Raw genomic sequence first — 22681 nt, 5'->3', positions numbered from 1 at the left:
TAACTATTCCTTCTTTTTATTTACTAAGGGAGTGATTATTGATGATCGTAAAATATAATATAGATGCGAGAAAGATAGAAAGAAAGTTTCAACGTGAAATGAAGAAAAGAGGGTATTATAAAACTGTTAAGGGCCATGTTAATCACGTAATGGAATATGGAAAAAATACTGTTGTTATTCGTACACAAAAGGGCGGTACATTTTCAATAGCCCGCGGACAGCTTAGAAGAAGTATCTCATTTATTATGTTCAAGAGAACAGCAATAAGGCAGGATATGGAGAAATTCAATAAATATAGTTCCGCTTTATTTGGCATGGTTAGTCGTATTTTTGAAAGTATCTCTAAGCTACAGCTATTAAAGAATGGATTGTATCGTTTGTCTTTATTAGGATTGAGATTTTTTTCATCTGGATTGGAAAGGGATAAGAGTGTAATAGAAATACTTAAAGACAAAGATGTAAAGGGGCATTTTGTGTTATTCAATTACATTCAGATCTTAGAATCGGGACCTTCCTGTTTAAAGCAGCTTGATTTATATAACCTATACTCTTATATAGATTCTGGTGCTCACACTATCTATAATCGCAAAAAACAAAAGGGTATTAAGCAGGAGAGCTTATTTTCTGAGAAAGAAAACGAGGATATGATTCTTCATGGATATGCAGAATTTATTAATAAGAATAAAGATAACGAACGTATTTTGGGCTTTTTTCCACTTGATGTTATTGGAAATCCCAAAAGAACACGTGAAAATTATCAAAAACTCAAGTCTTTAACAGGTAATGCGAATATCATTCCTGTATGGCAGGTATCTGATACATTAGAGGAATTAGAAAAGCTTGTTAATGAAGAACATGAAGTCATAGCAATTGGTGGTTTAATTCCTTTTATGAAACATGGAATGGATATCGTAAGAACTAGATTAAATGAAGTATTTAGTCGATTTCCGAATATTAACTTCCATTACTTAGGTGGTGCAAATGAACTGTTGAGAGAATATAAATGGTTTTCGAGCGATTCGACTGCATTTTTAAATAGTCGAAAGAATGAAGATCAGAAGAAATTATACCTTCCTACTGGAGAACGTATAACAGCTCCAGTATCGATGGATGTGAAGGAGATTATAAAGCAAAATTTAAAGTTTCTTGTGAGTTTAGAAGAAAGGGATCTTACTCATTCTTCATTGTTTGAGTTTGATTTATGAAGTTACTAAGAGGTGTAGGAGAATAATTTCTCTCACACCTCTTTATTTATAAGATTGTTATAGAGGAGGGGAGGATAGAGTAAGGGAGCGAATTTAAAGGCATTGAAACTACTTTATTATCCCAAAATTGTTAGGTTTTCTTTATTCTTAAACCTAACAATTTTGGGATAGAGTTTTATTTTCCGTACTATAATTCTAATTTGGATCATGCTGCCACTTCCAATGGTAGAGATCATCCCAAAAACGTTATGTTTTCCTCGAAAACAGCATAAACCTAACACTTTTAGGACGATGATTGAACAACACATAAGTAATTTTTACCGAACACAAAATAAATGGTTTTAACCTAACATTTTTGGGATAGATCCGGAAAAAAATAGCCCAAAAGCATTATGTTTATCCCTAACAATTTTGGGCTCTATCTTTATTAATATCTAACTTTTACTTTTCTTCTCATATTTTTGAGCTCTTTTATATTATTCTGTATAAAGAGTTTTTGTTCATCCCAAATTTGTTGGGCTTCTTCTTTATCAATTTTTAATTCCGTTTCATAAATTTCTATAGCATCATCTTTAATAAACCACTCTGGCAAGGGTTCCCCACTGTTCGCATATTTAGCCACAATCTTTTCTGTTACTTTCACTATAGATGGTTTACTATTTGTTTCTGCTGCTGATTCAGTTGTATTTCCCTTTTGCGATTTCAGGATTGTCTCTATGTAAGGAATCGGATGTTGAATATTTTTTCGACCTTTAATTTCTTCTGCTGCATATACTATATTTTCTTCGCCGTATTCATTTATCCAAGAGAATAAAATGTCTTCACTAATGAAAATGGAATGAGAGGAAAACAATGCCTTTAATCTTTGAATTTGCTCATTATCCTTAAGCTCTAATATCTCTTCTGGTAACTTCTCGATCTCAATTGGGACCTTATCGAATAATGATAATTGCTCTGCCTCATAATTACTATTAATGATGAATTTTATTGCAATTGTTTTCCTGGATTTTTTAATTTCCTCAAATTCAAAAGAAAGTTTTGTTTTATTCTTTAACTCTTTTTGTGCTTGTTTTAAAACTCTTTGTTTAAAGTTCGCAAACTCTGGATACTTATCGTTAATGCCCAACATTTTTCGTAACTCATCAAGTTCAATAGTTCTATGGCCAATTTTCTCATATTGCTTCAATAACTCGAATAGTCTTATAGAGTAGCCACTTCTTAACGGCGATATAACCTCGAAAGAGTACTTGGTAAAACTATTTTCCAGGTTTAATAATAAGTTTTTAATGAGTGGGTTAAACGAAATTTCAACCACTCCTTTTTCATAAACGATCGCAGAAAACCATGGGAACCAACCGACCTTTTCTTTCTCACCTATTTTTGATTTTATCTTAATTCGCTTTTTAGTTATTTCATCTGCTATTTTTTCTATTTGAGCATGATAGTTGTTACCTTTAACGCCAGCTGCATTAGCAAATTCACGTACTTCAAATGAATAATCTGGAAAACTACTATCATTCATTTTTATTTTACTTGCTACATACCGAATGATCTTATGCTCATTGGTTGTTAAATCTGTATCATAATATGCTTCGATTAAGTCGTTTGATTGCACAATCAAATCACTTTTGTTCACCTTCGACAATATGTATCACCTACCTACAGATATCTCCATCATTATCTCATTATTTGCTAGATATAAAAAGCAAAACCTAACAGATTATTAAAATCTGTTAGGTTTAAATATAATTATCTTTTATCCCAATTTTGTTAGGTACATCCCAAAATCGTTAGGGTTTATCCCAAATATGTTATTTAGACCTTCCCAAAAATGTTATAATCCATCCTAAAGATGTTAGTGATTGTCCCAAAAGTGTTATATTTCATCCCAACTACGTTAGGTTAACGAGCTTCAAACCTGTGTTATATAAGGGTTTTTTCCTCCCTAAAACATTTAAACTCTTAAAACTTAAATAAATATTATATGTTAAAACACTAAAAACTATTCCTGTTTGTTTGTATTTTCATATATTTTATTTTAAGTTATTAAAATGACTAAGTAATTAAATCATTATAAGCTATAATAACTACCTTTCTATTTATGATTATGATTAAACCTAACACTTTTAGGATGAATAACAATGTGTAGATTAATATCAAAGTTATACCTAACATTTTTGGGATAACACTAAATCAGTATCAAACATTCTGTAATCAAGCTATGGAGGATGATTTTAAATGAGTTTAAGCCAAAGAGTAAAGAGTATTAGAGTAAAGCAACAGATGACACAGGCTGAATTTGCAAAAAGCACTGGTATTAAGCAAAGCTCTATATGTGATAGCGAAAAAGGGAATTCAAAACCTTCAATTGATACTGTTATTTCTATAAGTAAGGAATATGGTGTAACTACGGACTGGATTTTACTGGGTGAAGAATAGAAGAAAGAGTATTTCAACTAAAAATATATATTTGTTATTCATAGAAGTGAACATACTATATCTGTTATAATAAAAATATATTTTTAAATTACAATCCTCACCCTACGCAGGGAGAGTTTTTACTTTACTTAAAGCACTTTTCTCAAGTGATTGATAAAAATTCTGCAATTGCAGCTATCAATCGCTTGAGAAGAGTGCTTTTTTGCATTCTATTAAAAACTTTTTTAAGGAGAGATTTTTATGAGTAACGTGAAAAATGGAAAGGTAAGAAATCACATTATTAAATTTAGTGGAGGCAAGGCAAGTTTTGCAGTTGCCGATTTTGTAAAGCAAAACTATCCAAATGACAACATAGTATTATACTTTACTGACACTCTTTGGGAAGACCCTGATCTATATCGGTTTATTCATGAGGGGAGCGACAAATTGCAATTACCACTACTTAAACACAGTAGAGGAATAACTCCAGCTCAACTTATGGTGCATCAGCGCTTCATGGCCAACTCAAGGGTTGGTACGTGCTCTAAGGAATTAAAAATGAAAGTTGCCTCTGATTATCTAAAGAAGGGACTTGTTCCTGAAATAGAGCAATGGTACAACAGCAGTATTTAATAAATGAAGAGTTTATAGAAAATGCTATTCTATATTGGGGCATTGGTGTAGAAGAGCTACATAGAGAAGTAGCAATAGTTAATAACTGGAAACCCTTTGAGGTATATATGCCGCTCATTCATCATGATATTAACCCAGATGATGTGTTGGCTAAGCATAATATCCGTCAACCAACCATGTATTTGAAAAACTTTAAACACAATAATTGTGCTGGTAAATGTGTTAAAGCTGGGATGTCGCACTTCAAAAATTTATATATGAAAGATGAAAAATCTTTTATAGAATTAATGGAGCAAGAAATAGTCATCAGTGATTATATAAGGTACACTAAACAAAGCTCGATCAAGAGTGGGAAACAAAAAGACTATATGTTTAAAGACGTATATGAATTTGTTAGCACAGGGAAAAAATCGCCCAAGATTAAACATATTATTGAAACACATAAATACACAAAAAACTGGAATTTTGGTGTAGATAGACATGGTAAGGATATTAAAAAGCCATTTACCTTTATGAAAACTTTGTCTCTAGCGGATATTAAAGAAAAGCCTATTCAGATTGATATCTGGGACATTGGCGGCTGTGGCTGTGCCATTGACTATGGGAGAACAGAAAATGTGAGTTGAACTTAAGGGAAGATTATTGGATAAAAATATAAGACTGCTTTATGCAGTCTTATACCACTTTTTTAGATTTATATTGATTTATTATATCTATAATTTTTTCATAGTTTTTAAATTGTACTAATAAAGATTGGTCACCAATAATGAAAAACTTCTCTTTAGCACGTGTTGCGGCAACGTTTAATAAATTAGGGTCTTTACATGCCCATTGAGCTGCAGGTAGTTTTGTTGCGTCTGTGCCAGTTACAAAGTAGACGATAGTAGCCTCTTTTCCTTGAAAAGTATGGACAGTTCCTATATTTTCTTTAACCCAAGCTTCATACCACTCTTTAAATTTTTTCGCTTCTTCTTTATTAGTATTCTCAAGTTTAAACGTGTCCTCATCAATACCATTCAATGAAACAATTGAGGTATCCAACCATATATACATTTTTTCGAACAATTCTTTTTTAATATCTTTTTTTAATTCATTTTTGACAATTGAAAAGGGTGTAATGATATAAATAGAAGGTGCTTCTAGCTTTCCGTTTTCAAATTGTTCTATTTCATTTAATAATTCATGAACAGTCTTCTTATTTTTTAATTGATAGTAATATTTCAACAGAATAAACGATCGTTTTTTATCTAATGACCAATCATTTTTAAAATCACTTTGCTTTAAAAACATTTCAAACAATTGTGTAATACTTTCATGAGTAACAAGTGTTTTGATAGTGCTTAGAAGCTGAATTCTTAGTATCTTAGCCATATAGCCTTTTATATGGGTGATGAGAACATTTTTCTGCTCAGGAACATATTGCCCTACTGTAACTGGTCCGCTAACGTTTAACCATTCTCCTTCGCCAACTTCCTTTTTTGCAAGTACCATATTACCGTCATATGCTAGTGTATTTGAAATAGAAAACATAGGATTCACACAACGTCTATGAACCCACAATGGAATCCCTATCCATTTGTCCCCATTCACATATGTACCATATGGATTAGCATTATCTGAGACTGATTGGACGGAACAATTGGAATTAAAATATTCTTTATCTACCTGATATATTTTCCTAATATCTTCTAATACAGAAGAATGTAAGGTTTGAACAGGTTCAATTTGTAAGGGATCCCCTACAACTAATACCTTTTTAGAACGCCATAAGGCACCCACAGCTTGTAATGGTGTTGCTTGACCAGCTTCATCGATGAATAAGTAGGGAATGAAGTCTTTTGGCATACCTTTGTACATAGATGAAAAACTTGCGAAAGTTGTACTTACTACTGGAAAAAAACAGTGAATAGTATTCCACATTGCTTTAGTTGCAAGAATTCCATTTTGGTTATTTAAGTCTACTTCTTTTCTGTTTTCAAGTAATGATAAAGCGGCACCTATTTTCCCTACATTCATTAGTAGAAAATAGCGTAAAACAGTGAGTGCCTTCAAGAACAGGAGAGACCTCATTTCATTAAATGTATTAGTCTGATAAAAAACAGTTTGTTGGCGTTCTTCATATTGATCTTTTTCCCAAATCCAATCATTTGAATGGATAAATTTTTCACTATCATCTAAATTTCTTTTAGGGCTTTTAGCTATTCTAGAAAGGTTTTTTTGCATTTTTTTAATTTCTTTATATAGACTTTTGAATTCATTACATGCTTTTTCCCATTCTTCTTTCTTTTTATCTTTTGATCTTTTATCATTAATTAGGTTTTTGTATATGCTAAAGTTTTCACTAGCTAATAGTGACGCTGCATTTTTTATATTTTCTCCTTTGCCAAGAGGGATAGAAAAAATACCCCAGGATTCGGAACCACCGGTTATCTTTTTAGTGCTTATTCCTCTAGCATAACTTAAGGGCTTAGTATGTTCTTTAAATCTTTCATCAATCTCAGTAGATTTAGGTAAATCTCTAGATATATTTTCAACAGCAGTATTGTTACTAGAAGCAACTACTGCAGCATGTTGGGATATTGATGGGTCAAGATCATATACATATCTTTTAACAGTTTCACTTGTATTATATGGATTATTAATTTCAACATCATAACCTGTATTAATTAATGCTTTATCAGGATTACGACGAAAGGCTTCTATTGCTAAAGCTTTTCTTACGGTGATTTCAGCAAATATGTCTTTCAATAGTGTTGTTTTTCCAGTACCTGGTGGTCCATTTACAGAACTAATTGAATGGCTAGAGGTGAAAAAACTATTTACTGCCACTTGTTGCATTAATGATAAGCGATGTTCAATGGGAGATGGCCACCTTCCCATTGGAGTATTTAAAGGGTTTAAACATTGTTCAATAAATTTTCTATTCTCATTTATATTTACAACTTTTGATGGTTTTGATAAGTATTGGCTAAGGGTAGTATTTATATCATTCTTTGCTTTTAAAATATCTTCTGCAAAGAAACTATTAAATTTACCGTTAGGTTCTGTGTTCTCTGTAGCAACTAATAATTCAAGGAAATATCCTTTTGTTTTGCTTGGTGGTGTTGCAAAGTGGTGATCAAATTCATATATAAATTGTGATAGCCACTCTGATGTAAATTCACCCCCGTTTATACTATGGGCTTGCTCATCTAAATATTTTCTTGCATTTTCATAGATTTCAAAAAAACTATCATCATATTTTAACTTACCTTCAATTGCTAACTTCACATAAAGATTTACGTGAGGTATAAATAAAGAATCCTCAATATATTTGTTCTTTTCATCGAACTCAAGATAAAAACCAAAGCATGTTTTGTGCGATCTATTATGAATTTCATCTTCTATTTTATGAATATCTCTTTGGAATTTCATTAAGTCGTATTCCGAATAGCAATTACCATAAAATCCTGTTTTGCGCTCCATATCCTTCTTTTTAAATTTAATATTTTGCCATTCTCTAGGTAATATCGTATGACCATTAAATCTTTGAACTTTTTTAACCTTTTCGCTTGTAAATACATTATTTAGCAAAGAATTAGTACTTGGTAATTCTCCAGGTGTTAATGTTTCGCTGTGCCACCATGCTTTTAAAATTCTTTCTTGCTGGTCCATCTATTTCACTCCTATACGCACATAAGATGACTTAGTTGTTGCTATTATAACAATAATTTACAATAATATTAGAAGAAGCGAGCTATTTTACTCGTTTAAGGAGGAAAGAAATGATGAATAAAAATTTTCAAATAGAGATAATCAATCTTTATTACAATTTATCGCTCGAAAGAAAGAATTTATTAGATGGGATGGAAAAGGTACTCGGAAGTTCACTTGATTCAACGTTATTCGAGGAAGAACTTGAACAACTAGAGAAATTAATTGTTCAGTCATTTGGAGGTAAAGATGAACACCATGACCATATTAGTACGTGTGGCTTATGCGGTAAATTTTTTGAATTCACAAATGATCATATATCAACAGAAGATTTAATAGAGTATATTGAAAATACAATTAAAAATGATTGGAAAGAAGAAGGAACCATTACTATTATAAGTGGTTAAAAGTAACCATTTATAAAGCCCTTTATTCTCGAAGGAGAAAGGGAGATAGTAAGTACATTCATTTAAGTCTACTTTGTACAGGTCTGTTAGTACTAGAAGATGAAAGGAGCATTATATATAAATTCTGGTCAGGAAAAAGGAATTGAGCCTGAAGATCTGATGAAAAACAAAAGAAACAATTTATTCATCAACTAAGAGACAGGACTTTATTAAAGAGGTTGGTTTTGTCCCAACCTCTTTTTTAGGGGTGAAACTATGTTACAAGCTACCTGTTTAAATTTACACTAGAACTTTATACATCTACTAGTATTTATAAGATGCTTTCATGTAAATTTTCATAATTAACCGGAATTTGTTCAAAATTCTCCGGAATGAGTTTTCATAATTGTGCGGAATAAAACTTCGTTAATTTTCTATGAGAGACCTTATTATGGTCTCTTATTTTTTAAGGAGGGTTTTTGTATGCAAGTAGATCATCTATTATGTGTTCCTGATCCCTATGATAATGAAAGCATTAATGGTTTTATTCAAAGAGTTGCTTTAGAAAATCGATATGAAAATGCTAATTGGATATATTCGTTAAAGAAAATTAGCTTAAATCTAAAGACAAGAGTGGGAATAGAAAATGATATTCTAAAGTTATCCGAACTCCTTAATAAAGATTACTTAAAATTATATGCTTTAACTTACTTTCACATATTTTCAAAAAATAATGATTGGCTTCCAGTTTTAATAAGGCAAGGAATTAATCGACATTCAAAATACTGTCCTAAATGTTTTAAAGAGAATGGTTATCATAATAAGTTCTGGGATATAAGTTTTAATATCTTCTGTAGTAAACACAACTTGCTTTTGATTGATATGTGTCCAAAATGCAAAAAGTTTATTTCAAGTAATTTAAAAAATATGAATACATGTCTATGTGGATTTCCAATACATGAACTGCCTCATTTACATATACCAATAGAATATTCAAGAATGGGAAGTTTTTTAGAAGGTATTTTCACTAAAGAAAAACATACCAAAGGTTGTTTAATTAATTTAACAGCTGAAGAATTTACATATATATTACTCTTCATTGTCAATCAATTATATTTTGAAAGATACGGTGAGCAAGCTAAAGTCTCAAGTTCATTTATTCATTCAAATGGATTCATTGAAGTAATTGTTGATTCAATTAGAATATTCACATCTTGGCCAACTTCTTTTTATGAATTCTTAGATAATTACGGAAAATCGGTAAAGAGGAAAGATAGAAAAACAGGAATTACTACATACTTCGGAAAATTTTATATGAAGCTCTATTCTCAATTTAATGATCCGTGTTTTGATTTTATAAAAAATGAATTCGAAAACTATATAAAAAGTAATTTTAATAAAGGCTACTTTAATAGATATAATAACTTTGAAGCTGCTGAGGGGGAGACCAAATATGTCTCTGGAAATAATGCAAGTAAGATACTCAAGGTTAATCATGATACTATAGCAAAGTTGATAGATGACGGATTAATAAAAGGAATAAGAGAAATTGTAGGTAAACAAGAGTTTTTAAATGTCGATTATGATAGTTTACAGGACTATAAAAAAATTAGAGAGTCTCATATTGCTTTACCAGAAGTAGTATCTATCTTAGGAGTAAATAGATTTTTGGTACTCAAGTTATACGATATGGGAGTAATAAGTGGTTTTGAAAAAAAGAAGACTAAAACAACAATGCAAATCCTCTTTGATAAAAAATCAGTTTTGGACTTATTGCAAAAATTCGATCACGTTTTGAAAAATAGCGATGTTGAGATGACAAATCAGAAAAATAAAATAATTAATTTTAATGGTTGCATTCATTCATGGGGATGTATGCAAAAAAGTTCTAATGAACTGGTAGAAAAAATACTTTCAGGAAAACTTCGACCAATTGGAAAGGGCAAAGGTATTGGATTACAATGCTATTTGTTCTATAAGAAAGATTTAGAGAAAATAATTGAAGAAGATCTAATCTTAACTCCAAAAGATACTTATTCTATTAAGGAAGCTATGCTGATTTTAAAAACAAATAACAAGGTCATGGATCATTGGATAAAAGAAGGTATTATTAAATTTAATAAAATAAACAGTAAGAAGGTATTAATTGATAGGGAAGAATTGGAGATTTTTAGAGGGAAATATATAACCCTTCCTGAAATTGCAAAGGTTCTTAACCAAAATAGTACCCAATTGATAAACAGAATCAAAAGAATGGATATCGAAATCGTTGTAGCATCGACTGCGAACAGTGGTGGATATCTTTTTTACCGTGATGAAATAAATAGAAAGCTAATTTTACCAGAAATAAATTCATAGTGTATGTTTTCTGTTCTGTTTAAGTGAAAATTGTTATTTAATAAAGGGCTTGCTATAGTGTATGGTTCTAATATTTTAAACAAAAATGTGGTATTTATATCGAATTTGAAATCTTTATAAAATCATCTCTCTTAAATAATAATCTCTTTCCATCATTATAGCTTGGCCCAGAATATGAGTTGAAATAACCAGATTGATGCCTTTTTAATAATTTTTTAACAGGTATTTCTAAATACATTGATAATTCGTACGTAGTTATATAATCATTTAGAAATTTAATTACACTGGATTCAGTTAACTGATGAATAGAAATCGACTTACCAAAACGACCGGTATCAAACCAATAGTCAAGGTCTGATTTTTTCACCCCTAAGATAAAGACTAAATCTCTCCATATAAAGTATCCCAATTTTTTACTCTTAGCTATTAAATCTTCTCTTGAAAAGTAATAACAATCACGTTTAGCAATTATAGTTTCTGAAAATTTGTCTGTAAACTGTACTTTTATTTTACCTGTTAATATTCCTTTTATAATCAGATTAGCGTTATCAGGTCCTACCCATTCAAATGCTTTTGATAACGAAATAGCTTCTTCCTTTATAATAGATGTACATTTTTCATAAATTCTTTGTTCTAGTGCAACCACCGATGAAGTTGGTATTAACCATGTATTTGCAGAACCGGATTGATATGAAATAACATTTTTTAATAGACCACTTTTTAAAATTGAGGTAGTTGCCCTAGAACTTGTTCCCCAATGAACTCTCAATTCTTCTTTTGAATAACTCAACCCAAATTTTTTGAAAATGTTATTTACATCTTTTCTTCTAACAAATGTATAACTAATTCCATAATAATTTATTTTATGACTCTCTAGCAGGTTAGAGTGTAATATGTTTCCTTGAAACTTTGTATTAAAGTACTTAATTTCATCAGATCTTATATATTCATTTTCACAAAGATTTAACTTATTAGAAGTAATATATGAAGTAACGGCTTTTGATATATGCCATAGATCTGTGTTAATTAATTTTGGAACACCATATTTCAAAAAACTTTTATAAGGTAAGTTGCTGGTGGATTCAATAGACTCTAAAAATGCATAGAAGTTTACTGGCCAATTGCTCAGAATCTTAAACGAAAAATTGAATAAACAAATCGTTTGTTCAATAGTTTTGAAATTTTTCAAAGTATGTCTTTCTATGACATTCCCATCAAAATATATCTTTTTATTAGGTATAGAGATATTAGAGGAATCAACAAGCTTTGAAATCCATAATGCGAAAAAGTCCAAGGATTTTAAAAATTGAATAGGGGTATTTATCCAACTATGCTCATATGTGAATTTATCTTCATTAAAAATTTGATTTATTGTTTGTTGATATAAAAATAATATTGTCATATCATTTTCATATATATGAGAAAATGATAGTTTTTTGTTACAACTTGAACAATTATCTTGTATAATATTGGTAACATTTATCTGCTTTTGACACGTTGTGCAAGTATCTAATAAAAAGGAATTATGTCTTAAACAAATAATAGAATGGCTATTAATCCAATCTTTCCTTTGATATGCTCCATCTTTTAAACATAGGGGACAATATCTCGTTTTTGAGTATAAAAACCACTGATTTTTTGTTATATTGTTCACCTCAAGATTTAACTTCTTAAGATCATTAATGACAGTAAGAGATTGAGCCTGCTTTAATGGTATCTTCAGGTAATTTGCTATTTCATCTAAGTCACTTCCACATAACCAATTCACTAAATTTTCTATAACTTCTACAGATAGGGATTTTTTGAAGCAATGTAAAATCCAACTAGAACTCTCCATTTTATTTTCTTCTGCAACTCTATAGATAAAACTTAATAATGTTTCATTTGAATAAGGTTTCGGATATTTTAGCATATTATAATCACCTTGTTTTTTCCTAATTTTCCCTTGAATAAACTTTTTATGTATGGAGGTTTACTTTATGAATGGATCTAGGAAAATAAAAGCTAGCAGTAAGCTCAGTATAAGAGGAAAGCATAATAGTACTAAAATGTATAGGATGATTCCTTGGGAAAGTACTTTAGAAAGGGATTTTATAAAATTATTAGATTTCGATCCAACGGTTGTATATTTTGAGTTCCAACCTCTCAGGATAGATTATTTATATAAGGGAAAACAAAAGAAATATTACCCTGACTTCTTGGTGCAAAAAAGTAATTCAAAGAGATATATCTATGAAGTGAAGGCGTTTGAGCAGACAAAGGAAGAGATAAATAAGATAAAGTTTCAAGTAGGAAAAATGTACAGTAGGAATAAAGGAATGGACTATATAGTAATAACTGAAAAGGATATTCGTAAAGGATTTTTAATTGAAAACATTGATTTGTTAACTGAAGTTAGATATGAAACTACAAGTAAGAGAGTTATGACAGAAATAGTTAATAAACTAGATGATCTTGAAGGAAGAACTACAAAAGCTAATTTAAGAGGTAATTTGAGTCACATTAGTAAAAGAGAATTTGATTGTAATCTCTATTATTTAATCTATACACATCAAATAAAAACTGATCTAATTTCTGTGCTACTAAACGAACATTCAATTATTCTAGGATGTGATTGCTAATGGCCGGATACTATTTTAAATCTGGATCAAGATTTATGATAAAAGATAATGAATATCTTGTTCGCCGAGAACTTGAATTGGACTATGAAATAGAAAATATACACTATAAAATAATTGAATTAAGAAGAAAGGAAGAATTACTCCAATTATGGCATGAAGGTCAATTGTTATTTAGAATAAGTGAAGAAGAGAATAAACTACTTAAAACACATAATTTAGATGATCTCGATGACAATCTAAAAAGACAAGCAATAGAAAGGTATAACATATTAAAGCCTATAATTAAAGGTGAAATTTTACCTAGTGAAATTGATGAGTATATTAAAACGCTAGATGGCACAGTTAAGAAGTCTGCATTTTATGAATGGAAAAAACGATGGGAAAGAACAGAAGATATAAGATCACTTGTACCTTTAAAGAGAGGACCTAAAGGTAGCCGAAGTAATAAATTAAAACTTAAGATACTGGATGAAACAATAGAATATTTTTTATACAGTGATGGGAAGCACACAATAGAGGATATATATTCGGAATTTATTGTACGAATAGATGAAGTTAATATTAATCTAGACAAAAAGGAAAAGATATCTTACTCTTCTCGATCAACAATTAGGAGGAGAAAAGAACAAATTATTGATATTTATAAAAAAGATAAAGAAAAATATGGGGCAGTTCTAGCTAAATTAATGAAAGATGGATCTCAGCAAGAAGTATTTGCGAATAAGCCTTTGCAAAGGGTAGAGATTGATTGGACTCCTGTAGATGTTATGTTAATAGACCCCTCTGATTTAAAGCCAAAAAGGCCAACATTGATTTATGGAGTTGATAAATTTAGTGGAATGCCTTTAGGATTTTTTATTACGTTCAAGCCTGTTGATAGTAAAGCTTTAAAACAGTGTTTGATTCATATAATTAGGCCAAAAACATATATAAAGAAAATGTATCCACTTGTTGATAAGCAATGGGCAGCTTTGGGAATTCCCCATACAATTGTTGTTGATAATGCAAGTGTAAACGATTCTTATGAATTTGAGGAAGCTTGTTATCAAGTTGGTGTAAAAGAAGTTCAATTCTGCAAAATTGATGCAGGATATCAAAAAGGAACCATTGAAAGAGCATTTAGAAATCTAAATACACATTTTGTTCACGGTTTGAGAGGTACTACATTTTCTAACTTTATTGAAAAGGGTAGATATAATTCATCGGAAAAAGCATGTATTACAATGCAAGGATTAATCTATATGATGCATATTGCTATGGTGGATATGATTTCACATTCCTATGAAACAAGAAGAGGGGATTCCCCTCATAACATATGGCATAGAGGTATTGAAAACGAGCCTCATTTAACATTACAGATTCCAAGAAGTATTGATGAACTTAAGATAATGCTTGTAGCAGGCTCTGAACTAAGGAAAATACAACACCAAGGCGTAGTAATAGAAAATGAATATTACTATTGCAAAGAATTGATTGATTTAAAGAATAAGTTTAGAAAACTAAATAGGGAAGACGAAAAAGTTAGGGTTAGATATGACCTTAGTGATATGAGAAAAGTATTTGTGCATGATCCTATTAACAATAATTATATTATTGCAAAAGCAACTAGTTTACAAAGAAAGAAAATAAATATGGGCTTACCTGTTCCATATATTGCACTTGAAATAGATTCAAAAAGGAGACTAGAAATAAAGAATTCCTTTGATCCAAAGACCAGGGCCTTAGCAAAACGAAAAATTAGATTAATTCAAAATAGAGATAAGAAGATAGTGAAAAAGTGGAAAAAAGGACAAGAGCCTGATGAAACTATTGATTCTTCCTTTCTTATTGATGAAGTATTACCAACTAATACCGAGGTAGAAATACAAGTGGGCAATGAAGATATTGTTATCTTAGAAGAGGAAATTAATGAGTCTAAGCAAAAGGAAATAAGAAAAAGTAAGCTGAAACTTAAAAAGTCTAAAGAAGAGGAAGATAATTACAAACAAAATGATTTTATGGAATATGAAGACACGGAAATTGATGAACTTCCAAGTTGGGGTATAACTCTAAAAAATAATAAAGAGGATAGTGATTCATGTGCCTAAATATATATCTTTTAAGAGGCTAAATGGATTTCCGGCAAGTTTAGAAGAAGTAAGGAATAGAAGGGAACATGTAAAATCGATTATAGTAGAACACCCAAGGTATAGAGAGATATATGAGAAGATTCAAGAAATGCACTTCTTTTCAAAAGGATCTGTTAAAGCTGACTCTTTGTTTCTTTCTGGTAGAACGGGCGTAGGTAAAACAACTCTATTAGAAGAATATAAAGAACAATATAAAAGATTTATTAATGATGAAGGTTATACAATAGTACCGGTTCTTTATAATAAGGTTCCTGTTGGGGCAACGCCAAAATCTGTAGCTGCCAGTTTGTTAAGGTCATTAGGTGATCCAGCATATGACAAAGGAACAGAAAATAGCCAAACGGCAAGGCTACTTCATTTTATAAAAATGTGCCAAGTTGAGCTGATAATCATAGATGAATTCCAGCATTTGATTGATAGAGATACGAAACATGTATTAAATAAAGCATCAGATTGGGTAAAGTCGTTCTGTGATGATGCGGGAGTACCAATAATTCTTTGTGGTATGCCAGAATCAGAAAAAATCTTTGCTCACAATGATCAATTAGATAGAAGGTTTACTGAGAAAGTTAAAATGGTTGGTTTTGATTACATGAGAAAAGAAGATCAAATAGATTTTAGAATTTTTTTAAAGAGTATTGATGAACAGTTGCCATTTATTCATAAATCTGATTTAGCAAATAAAAATCTAGCAGATAAAATATATTATGTAAGTAGGGGTATTCCACACTATGTTAATAAACTTCTTGTAGAAGCAACAACATTGGCAGCTAAAAATGGGAATGACTTTATTGATGAAAATCATCTATATGAAGCGTTTAAAAGGATAAATATATCAAACCGTCCATACATTATTAATCCATTTGGTGATGAAAGATTTAATATAATTGAAGCTTTTGATGTAGAGGATAGAAAGAACTTAGCATAATATATAAAGGTACTTGGAAAGTTATGATTAAACCTTCTAAGTACCCTTTTGTAATATATTACATACTTACAGGAATACAAATCTTTAAAAGTTGCTATATTACCCAAACAAGTTTTATTCAACTTTTGGTATTACATATAACATGGTGCAGGTTGGTGTAACATCAATTTGAAATTTATAAGGCTTTTTAATTAGTCTAAGATTCTAAATATCGATATAAAGTTGATTTACTAATTCCTGTTGCATCTTTAATTTCTGCAAGAGTATATCTTTTACTTTGATACATAGCAATTGCCCTTTTTACATTTTCATCAGGTTTTCTTGGTCTTCCTGTCGGTATTCCTTTTTGCTTGGCTTCATATAATCCTTTTTTTGTATTTTCACTGATAATGTCGCTTTGAAATTGGACGATATGCTGCATGATGTCAGTAAAATGATATAGGGATGAGTTATTTGTATTTATTCCTTCAAAAAGGGAATGTAGGTAGCTTTCTTTTTCAGTAAATGTATCCAGTAGATCTGCCAAATGTCTTGTTGTATCAGCTAATAAGAATAACTTAGTTACTAAAACGGTATCACCTTTTTTTAGGTTATTTATCATTGTTTCAAGTTGAGTTCTTCGTTTTGGGGAATTATGTTCTTCTTTATATATCTTGTTACAGTTTATTTCTTTAAGTTTTGCTATTTGTACTGAACAATCTAAGTCCTCTTGATAAGGTCTCACATAACCAACTAACATTATAGCTTCTCCTTAATAATTAATATAACCTTTCTATAATACCACATATTTCATTTTTTATTTTATTCCCAAAAGGGTTCACTTTTGGGAACGGAAATGGTAAACTCTCCTTATTGATTATCGCCTGACTTTCATGAGAGTTGAAAGTCATTAAATTAATAAAAACGAAAAAGGGAGAGGATCTTTTTTGGATTCAAATACAATTAAATATTCGTGGTTTGGAAATATCAGAGGTGATGTATTAGCCGGTATTGTTGTGGCACTTGCTTTAATTCCTGAAGCAATTGCTTTTTCAATTATAGCGGGTGTAGATCCTATGGTTGGTTTATATGCATCGTTTTGTATTGCTGTAACGATAGCATTCGTTGGAGGGCGTCCCGGAATGATTTCCGCTGCAACAGGGGCAACTGCCCTCTTGATGGTAACCTTGGTTGCTGATTATGGACTTCAATACTTATTAGCAGCAACTATTTTAACCGGAATTCTTCAAATTATCATGGGTGTTTTAAAATTGGGAAGGCTAATGAAATTTGTGCCTCGTTCAGTGATGACAGGTTTTGTAAATGCACTAGCTATTCTTATCTTTACGTCACAATTACCTCATTTTGTAGGGGAATCATGGCAGATGTTTGCAATGGTAGCAGGAGCACTTGCTATTATTTACTTATTACCGCGCTTCACAAAGGTTATTCCGTCTCCATTAGTTGCTATCATTGTGATTACTCTTATCGCAGTTATGACGGGAAGCGGTGTGAGGACTGTAGGGGATATGGGTGAGTTAACCCAGGCATTACCAATCTTCTTATTACCTGATATTCCTTTAAACTTTGAAACGTTACAAATCATTTTCCCTTACTCTTTATCTATTGCGATTGTTGGTTTAGTAGAGTCTTTACTAACTGCTCAAATTGTCGATGATATGACAGATACCGGTAGTGATAAGAACAAAGAAGCACGTGGTCAAGGGATTGCTAACATCGTCTCAGGTTTCTTTGGTGGTATGGCAGGTTGCGCCATGATTGGCCAATCGGTTATTAACGTCAAGTCAGGTGGTAGAGGTAGATTATCAGCGTTGGTCGCAGGTGTCTTCCTAATGGTTCTGATCCTGTTATTAAATGATTTCCTTGTGCAAATTCCAATGGCTGCTCTTGTAGGGGTCATGATAATGGTATCAATCGGAACATTTGATTGGTCATCATTAAAAACACTGCATAAGGTACCTTTAACTGATACATTAGTTATGATTGTAACAGTTATCACTGTTATTATGACGCATGATTTATCCAAAGGAGTGCTTGTTGGAATTATCCTGAGTGCTATTTTCTTTGCGGCTAAGATATCTAAAGTGAAGATTACGACTTTGTCTTCAGGTCAATCTGGGAAAAAGATCTACCGGGTGTCTGGTCAGCTGTTTTTTGCCTCCGTTACCGATTTTGTAGAAAGCTTTGATTATAAAGAGGATGTAAAAGAGGTTGATTTAGATTTAACAAATGCTCATTTATGGGATGATTCGGCAGTAGGAGCCATTGATAAAATCGTTATAAAATACCATCAAAATGGTGTGAGAGTTAACTTGATTGGTTTAAATACTGAAAGCGATAAGCTATTAGAAAAAATTGCTGTTCATAATAAACCAGGCGGTCTTAATAAAGTAGCGAATCATTAATTATATTTTGTTATGAGAGGAACATCAAATCTTGGATGATTTGATGTTCTTATTTTATACGTTAAGAAAGTATAAATTAGCATCGGTAAAGATTATTCGATTTAAAAGCGTTTTCTTGTAGTGGGATAAATTTAAATTGATGGGGGACATTTTAATTGAATGGAAGGAAAGGAAACGGAATAAAGACACCATTTTTTTATGGATGGATGATAGTTGCAGTAGGAGCGTTAGGAGTATTTTTTTCCGGACCAGGTCAAACATATTCCAATGCTATATTTATTGATTACTATATAAATGACTTTGGTTGGAGTCGGTCTTTGGTTTCTACAATTTACTCGATCGCAACCTTAGCAGCAGGATTGTTAATGATGGTAGTAGGTAAGTATATTGACAAATATGGTCAAAGATTTTTTATGATTTTTGTCACAATTTTACTTGCGTTAGCTTGCTTTTGGAATAGCTTTGTTACAAATATTGTGATGTTAGCAATAGGCTTTTTTATGATTCGATTGTTTGGTCAGGGATCAATGACACTCTTACCTAATACCCTAATTCCTCAATGGTTTATCGAAAAACGCGGTAGGGCATTTAGCTTTATGGCAATAGGAGGATTCTTAAGCTCGGCACTGTTTCCAATTATTAATCTATGGGCCATTGACCTGTGGGGCTGGGAAATAACATGGAGATTCTGGGGAGTTCTTTTACTCATTATCTTTTTACCTATTGTTGTTGTCTTTGTGAAAAATAAACCAGAGGATGTAGGGTTAACACCTGATAATAAGGTAGCCTTGAAGGAACCAGAGGGTGGATCTGATAAAAATAAAGTCGTTTATGAAAGTAGTTGGACGTTAGCTGAAGCAAAGAAAACGAGAACATTTTGGTTTTTATTATGCTGTGTAGGAATTCCTTCTATGGTGAACACAGGATTGACTTTTCATTTGGTTTCAATATTTGGTGAAAATGACCTTTCTCCACAGCTTGCAGCTACTGTTCTTAGTGCAATGGCTTTAGTTGGATTTCCAATAACTTTTCTTTCAGGTTTCATTTTAGAAAGAATCGAAGCAAATTATATGTTATTTCTTACGTTCATTGGAGAAATTCTTGTTTTAATCCTTGCAATAACAGCAGATTCTTTTTTTCTAGCTCTATTGTTCGGGGTGTTGTGGGGCTTTTTTGCCGGAATTGAAAGAATTGCTTTGAATGTTATTTGGCCTAATTTTTTTGGTAGAGAACATATTGGAAGTATCAAAGGGCTTGCTATGTCAATCACTGTCATAGGTTCTGCATTTGGCCCATTACCGTTCGGAATCGCATTTGATCTTTTTAATGGCTACAATGAAATTCTTTATGCAACTATGATCTTTCCTTTAGTTGGTTGTTTGCTGGCTTGGAAAGCAACAAAACCTTCTAAAGAGCATAATGAAAAAAATCTTACTAGTGCGTAACATTATTTGTTAGGATTTAAGTGGATTAGTTATATTAAATTATATTTAATTATAGTAAAGTAAACTAATTATTAATAATTTATAAATGATTATGCTTGATTATAAAGATATACTTTGATATATTTAATCTGTCCAATTGTAGATGCTAATCAACTCATTGAAAAACCACCAAAATACAATTTGGTGGTTTTTTCTATATATTCAATATTTTTATAAACATTCACTAAAAAGTCTTATTTTATATCCTTCGTGCTTTTGTGGGGTTCTAAGTAGATTGTTGTTGAATTTCAGGTTCATAGAACCTTGAAATATTTCTTTAAGGAGGGTATCTTTTATTTATGCATTATTGCTACTAGAGGAGGAAACTATGTTCAAGAAATTAGTAAATAAATATTCTTTCTTATTTATTGCCGCAATGATTATGTGGGTGAAAACGTATGTTGTTTATCAAACAAGCTTTGATATCAAAATAGAAAATCCTATGCAGGCTTTTATATTATTTCTAAATCCACTAAGTTTCTTTTTACTTATTTTTGGATTAGGTCTTTTTATGAAACAGAGAGCAAGAAATATTTATATTATTGTCGTGAGTACAATAGGTACGATTATGTTGATTGCCAACATGATGTTTTACAACTTTTTTAATGATTTTTTAACGATTCCTGTACTCTTTCAATCTAGTAATATGGGAGATTTGGGAAGTAGTATTGAAGAGTTGGTAAAGCCAAGTTACTTTCTATTGTTTGTAGATATCATCTTTTTGATTTGGTTAGCTAGAAAATATAAAAACAAAGTGATTAATGCAGTGACTATAAAAGAAAGAGTTGCTTATTTCTTACTAGTTTGTGCGGTATTTATGTTTAATTTGGGACTAGCTGAAGTACAGCGTCCTCAACTTTTAACTCGTTCCTTTGATAGAGAGATGCTGGTGAAAAATATAGGTATATTTAATTTTCACATTTATGATGCTATTTTACAGTCAAGAACAACTGCCCAAAGGGCACTTGCGGATAGTGACGAGCTAACAAATATTCAAAACTATATTAAAGCAAATAAAAAAGCACCAAATGAAGAACTGTTTGGAATTGCAGAAGGGCGTAATGTGATTTTTGTTTCGATGGAATCGACCCAGAGCTTTGTGGTGAATGAAACATTGAATGGTGAGGAAATTACACCGTTTTTAAATGACTTTATTCAAGAAAGCTATTACTTTGACAATTTCTATCATCAAACGGAACAGGGGAAGACGTCTGATTCAGAATTTCTGACAGCAAATTCACTGTATCCACTTGGAAGAGGTGCAGTATTTTTCACAAATAGTAACAATGAGTATAATGCTACTCCTGAAATCCTAAAGGAGCATAACTATTACTCAGCTACTTTTCATGCGAATAATGCAAGCTTTTGGAATCGGGATATTATGTATAATTCATTTGGTGTTGACCATTTTTATGATATAGATAGCTATGAAGTAACAGCTAAAAATTCAGTTGGTTGGGGTTTAAAGGATAAAGAGTATTTTGAACAATCAGTTGATCTAATGAAAGAACTACCACAACCGTTTTACAGCTACTTTATCACGTTAACAAATCATTTTCCTTTTGAGTTAGGGGAAGAAGATAGATTCATAGATGAATTTGATTCAAATAGTGGAACTCTAAACAGATTTTTTCCAACAGTACGTTATCAAGATGAAGCATTAAAGAGATTTATTGAGAAATTAAAAGAGTCTGGTCTTTATGAGAATTCGATTATTGTGTTAATGGGGGACCATTATGGCATCTCTGAAAACCACAATAAAGCGATGGCTAAGTTTTTAGAAAAAGACGAAATTACACCGTATGATTCTGTACAATTGCAACGAGTACCATTCTTAATTCATATGCCAGGTATAACAGATCAGAATCCTAAATTAATCTCAGATATTTCAGGACAAATTGATGTGAAACCTACTTTATTACATTTGTTGGGTATTGATACAAGTGACATGATTCACTTTGGAAATGATTTATTCTCACCTGAGAGAAATCCTTTTGCAGTATTGCGAAATGGAAGCTTTATAACCGAAGATTATATCTCTGTATCTGATGTCTGTTATGACCGAGAAACAGGTGATATTGTTGACGGTGAGGAAACATGTGATCTTTATGCAGAAAAGGCTCACAATGAGTTAAGTTTTTCGGATAAGATTATCTATGGAGACTTATTGAGGTTTTATAATGAAGAATAACTTTAAATTATTATATGGATTAAAAAATCTAAGGTTAAACTAATATAAACAACATAATAAAAATACAAAAAAGAAAGAACCCTATAGACATCTTAGAAAGGTCTTTTAATAGGGTTCTTTTTTTGTGAATAGAAAAAAATTAAAAAAAGTTTATTTTACTGTTACACCATAATAATTTAAATAAATATAGAAACGTTAAGACAGTTAAGGACCTGAATACATTCAGATTA

Annotated in this window: 16 protein-coding genes; 12 read left to right on the top strand and 4 right to left on the bottom strand. The window is 31.2% G+C overall.

Going from position 1 to position 22681, the window contains the following annotated elements; genetic code table 11:
- Window positions 1-41 precede the first annotated feature (41 nt).
- Complete coding sequence (locus tag AC0L8O_RS26850; protein ID WP_473449776.1) at window positions 42-1205, top strand: hypothetical protein; 1164 nt, start codon at window positions 42-44, stop codon at window positions 1203-1205.
- Between the two features lie 427 nt (window positions 1206-1632).
- Here the strand turns inward: AC0L8O_RS26850 and AC0L8O_RS26845 are convergent, their stop codons facing one another.
- Window positions 1633-2820: a replication initiation protein gene (locus AC0L8O_RS26845; RefSeq protein ID WP_473449781.1), complete on the bottom strand. Its 1188-nt coding sequence runs from the start codon at window positions 2818-2820 to the stop codon at window positions 1633-1635.
- Between the two features lie 623 nt (window positions 2821-3443).
- Here AC0L8O_RS26845 and AC0L8O_RS26840 point away from each other — a divergent pair.
- The 3 genes from AC0L8O_RS26840 to AC0L8O_RS26830 all read left to right on the top strand — a co-directional run bounded on the left by AC0L8O_RS26840 (window position 3444) and on the right by AC0L8O_RS26830 (window position 4882).
- A complete protein-coding gene (locus tag AC0L8O_RS26840; protein WP_473449774.1) occupies window positions 3444-3644 on the top strand; it encodes a helix-turn-helix domain-containing protein in 201 nt (66 codons plus the stop codon).
- A 240-nt stretch (window positions 3645-3884) separates the two neighbouring features.
- Window positions 3885-4256: a phosphoadenosine phosphosulfate reductase domain-containing protein gene (locus tag AC0L8O_RS26835; protein WP_473449773.1), complete on the top strand. Its 372-nt coding sequence runs from the start codon at window positions 3885-3887 to the stop codon at window positions 4254-4256.
- Window positions 4235-4882, top strand: coding sequence for a hypothetical protein (locus tag AC0L8O_RS26830; protein ID WP_473449769.1), 648 nt, complete (start codon window positions 4235-4237; stop codon window positions 4880-4882). Before AC0L8O_RS26835 ends, AC0L8O_RS26830 begins: the two co-directional genes overlap by 22 nt.
- Before the next feature lie 49 nt (window positions 4883-4931).
- Here AC0L8O_RS26830 and AC0L8O_RS26825 read toward each other — a convergent pair whose 3' ends face one another.
- Window positions 4932-7910 (bottom strand): DEAD/DEAH box helicase, encoded by a 2979-nt coding sequence (locus AC0L8O_RS26825; protein WP_473449766.1) that lies wholly within the window; start codon window positions 7908-7910, stop codon window positions 4932-4934.
- Window positions 7911-8020: 110 nt separating this feature from the next.
- On the opposite strand from AC0L8O_RS26825, the gene AC0L8O_RS26820 reads away from it, so the two are divergent.
- Entirely contained in the window at window positions 8021-8356 is a 336-nt protein-coding gene (locus tag AC0L8O_RS26820) for a hypothetical protein (protein WP_473449763.1), read from the top strand.
- A 462-nt stretch (window positions 8357-8818) separates the two neighbouring features.
- Window positions 8819-10693 carry a TniQ family protein gene (locus AC0L8O_RS26815; protein ID WP_473449761.1) on the top strand — a complete coding sequence of 625 codons (1875 nt, stop codon included), beginning with the start codon at window positions 8819-8821 and terminating at the stop codon, window positions 10691-10693.
- Window positions 10694-10787: 94 nt separating this feature from the next.
- Here the strand turns inward: AC0L8O_RS26815 and AC0L8O_RS26810 are convergent, their stop codons facing one another.
- Window positions 10788-12605 carry a TniQ family protein gene (locus AC0L8O_RS26810; RefSeq protein ID WP_101567472.1) on the bottom strand — a complete coding sequence of 606 codons (1818 nt, stop codon included), beginning with the start codon at window positions 12603-12605 and terminating at the stop codon, window positions 10788-10790.
- Between the two features lie 67 nt (window positions 12606-12672).
- Between AC0L8O_RS26810 and AC0L8O_RS26805 the strand changes: the two genes are divergently transcribed.
- Genes AC0L8O_RS26805 through AC0L8O_RS26795 form a run of 3 tightly spaced genes read left to right on the top strand, consistent with a single transcriptional unit; the run spans window position 12673 to window position 16371 of the window.
- Window positions 12673-13314 (top strand): TnsA endonuclease N-terminal domain-containing protein, encoded by a 642-nt coding sequence (locus AC0L8O_RS26805; protein ID WP_175640789.1) that lies wholly within the window; start codon window positions 12673-12675, stop codon window positions 13312-13314.
- Window positions 13314-15401, top strand: coding sequence for a Mu transposase C-terminal domain-containing protein (locus tag AC0L8O_RS26800; RefSeq protein WP_101567474.1), 2088 nt, complete (start codon window positions 13314-13316; stop codon window positions 15399-15401). The genes AC0L8O_RS26805 and AC0L8O_RS26800 overlap by 1 nt, the downstream gene beginning before the upstream one ends.
- Window positions 15394-16371 (top strand): TniB family NTP-binding protein, encoded by a 978-nt coding sequence (locus tag AC0L8O_RS26795; RefSeq protein WP_235991919.1) that lies wholly within the window; start codon window positions 15394-15396, stop codon window positions 16369-16371. The genes AC0L8O_RS26800 and AC0L8O_RS26795 overlap by 8 nt, the downstream gene beginning before the upstream one ends.
- Before the next feature lie 196 nt (window positions 16372-16567).
- Here the strand turns inward: AC0L8O_RS26795 and AC0L8O_RS26790 are convergent, their stop codons facing one another.
- Entirely contained in the window at window positions 16568-17110 is a 543-nt protein-coding gene (locus AC0L8O_RS26790) for a recombinase family protein (RefSeq protein WP_101567475.1), read from the bottom strand.
- A gap of 187 nt (window positions 17111-17297) precedes the next feature.
- Here AC0L8O_RS26790 and AC0L8O_RS26785 point away from each other — a divergent pair, with 187 nt between their 5' ends.
- From AC0L8O_RS26785 to AC0L8O_RS26775, 3 genes are all read left to right on the top strand, one after another.
- Entirely contained in the window at window positions 17298-18776 is a 1479-nt protein-coding gene (locus AC0L8O_RS26785; protein ID WP_101567476.1) for a SulP family inorganic anion transporter, read from the top strand.
- A 155-nt stretch (window positions 18777-18931) separates the two neighbouring features.
- Window positions 18932-20221: an MFS transporter gene (locus tag AC0L8O_RS26780; RefSeq protein WP_235991920.1), complete on the top strand. Its 1290-nt coding sequence runs from the start codon at window positions 18932-18934 to the stop codon at window positions 20219-20221.
- A gap of 367 nt (window positions 20222-20588) precedes the next feature.
- A complete protein-coding gene (locus tag AC0L8O_RS26775) occupies window positions 20589-22451 on the top strand; it encodes an LTA synthase family protein (protein ID WP_101568134.1) in 1863 nt (620 codons plus the stop codon).
- The last annotated feature ends 230 nt before the right edge of the window (window positions 22452-22681 follow it).

This window comes from Metabacillus sp. KJ11-3 (assembly GCF_055808295.1).
Note: the sequence above shows the minus strand (reverse complement) of the source record. Positions and strands in the feature narration are given on the sequence as shown.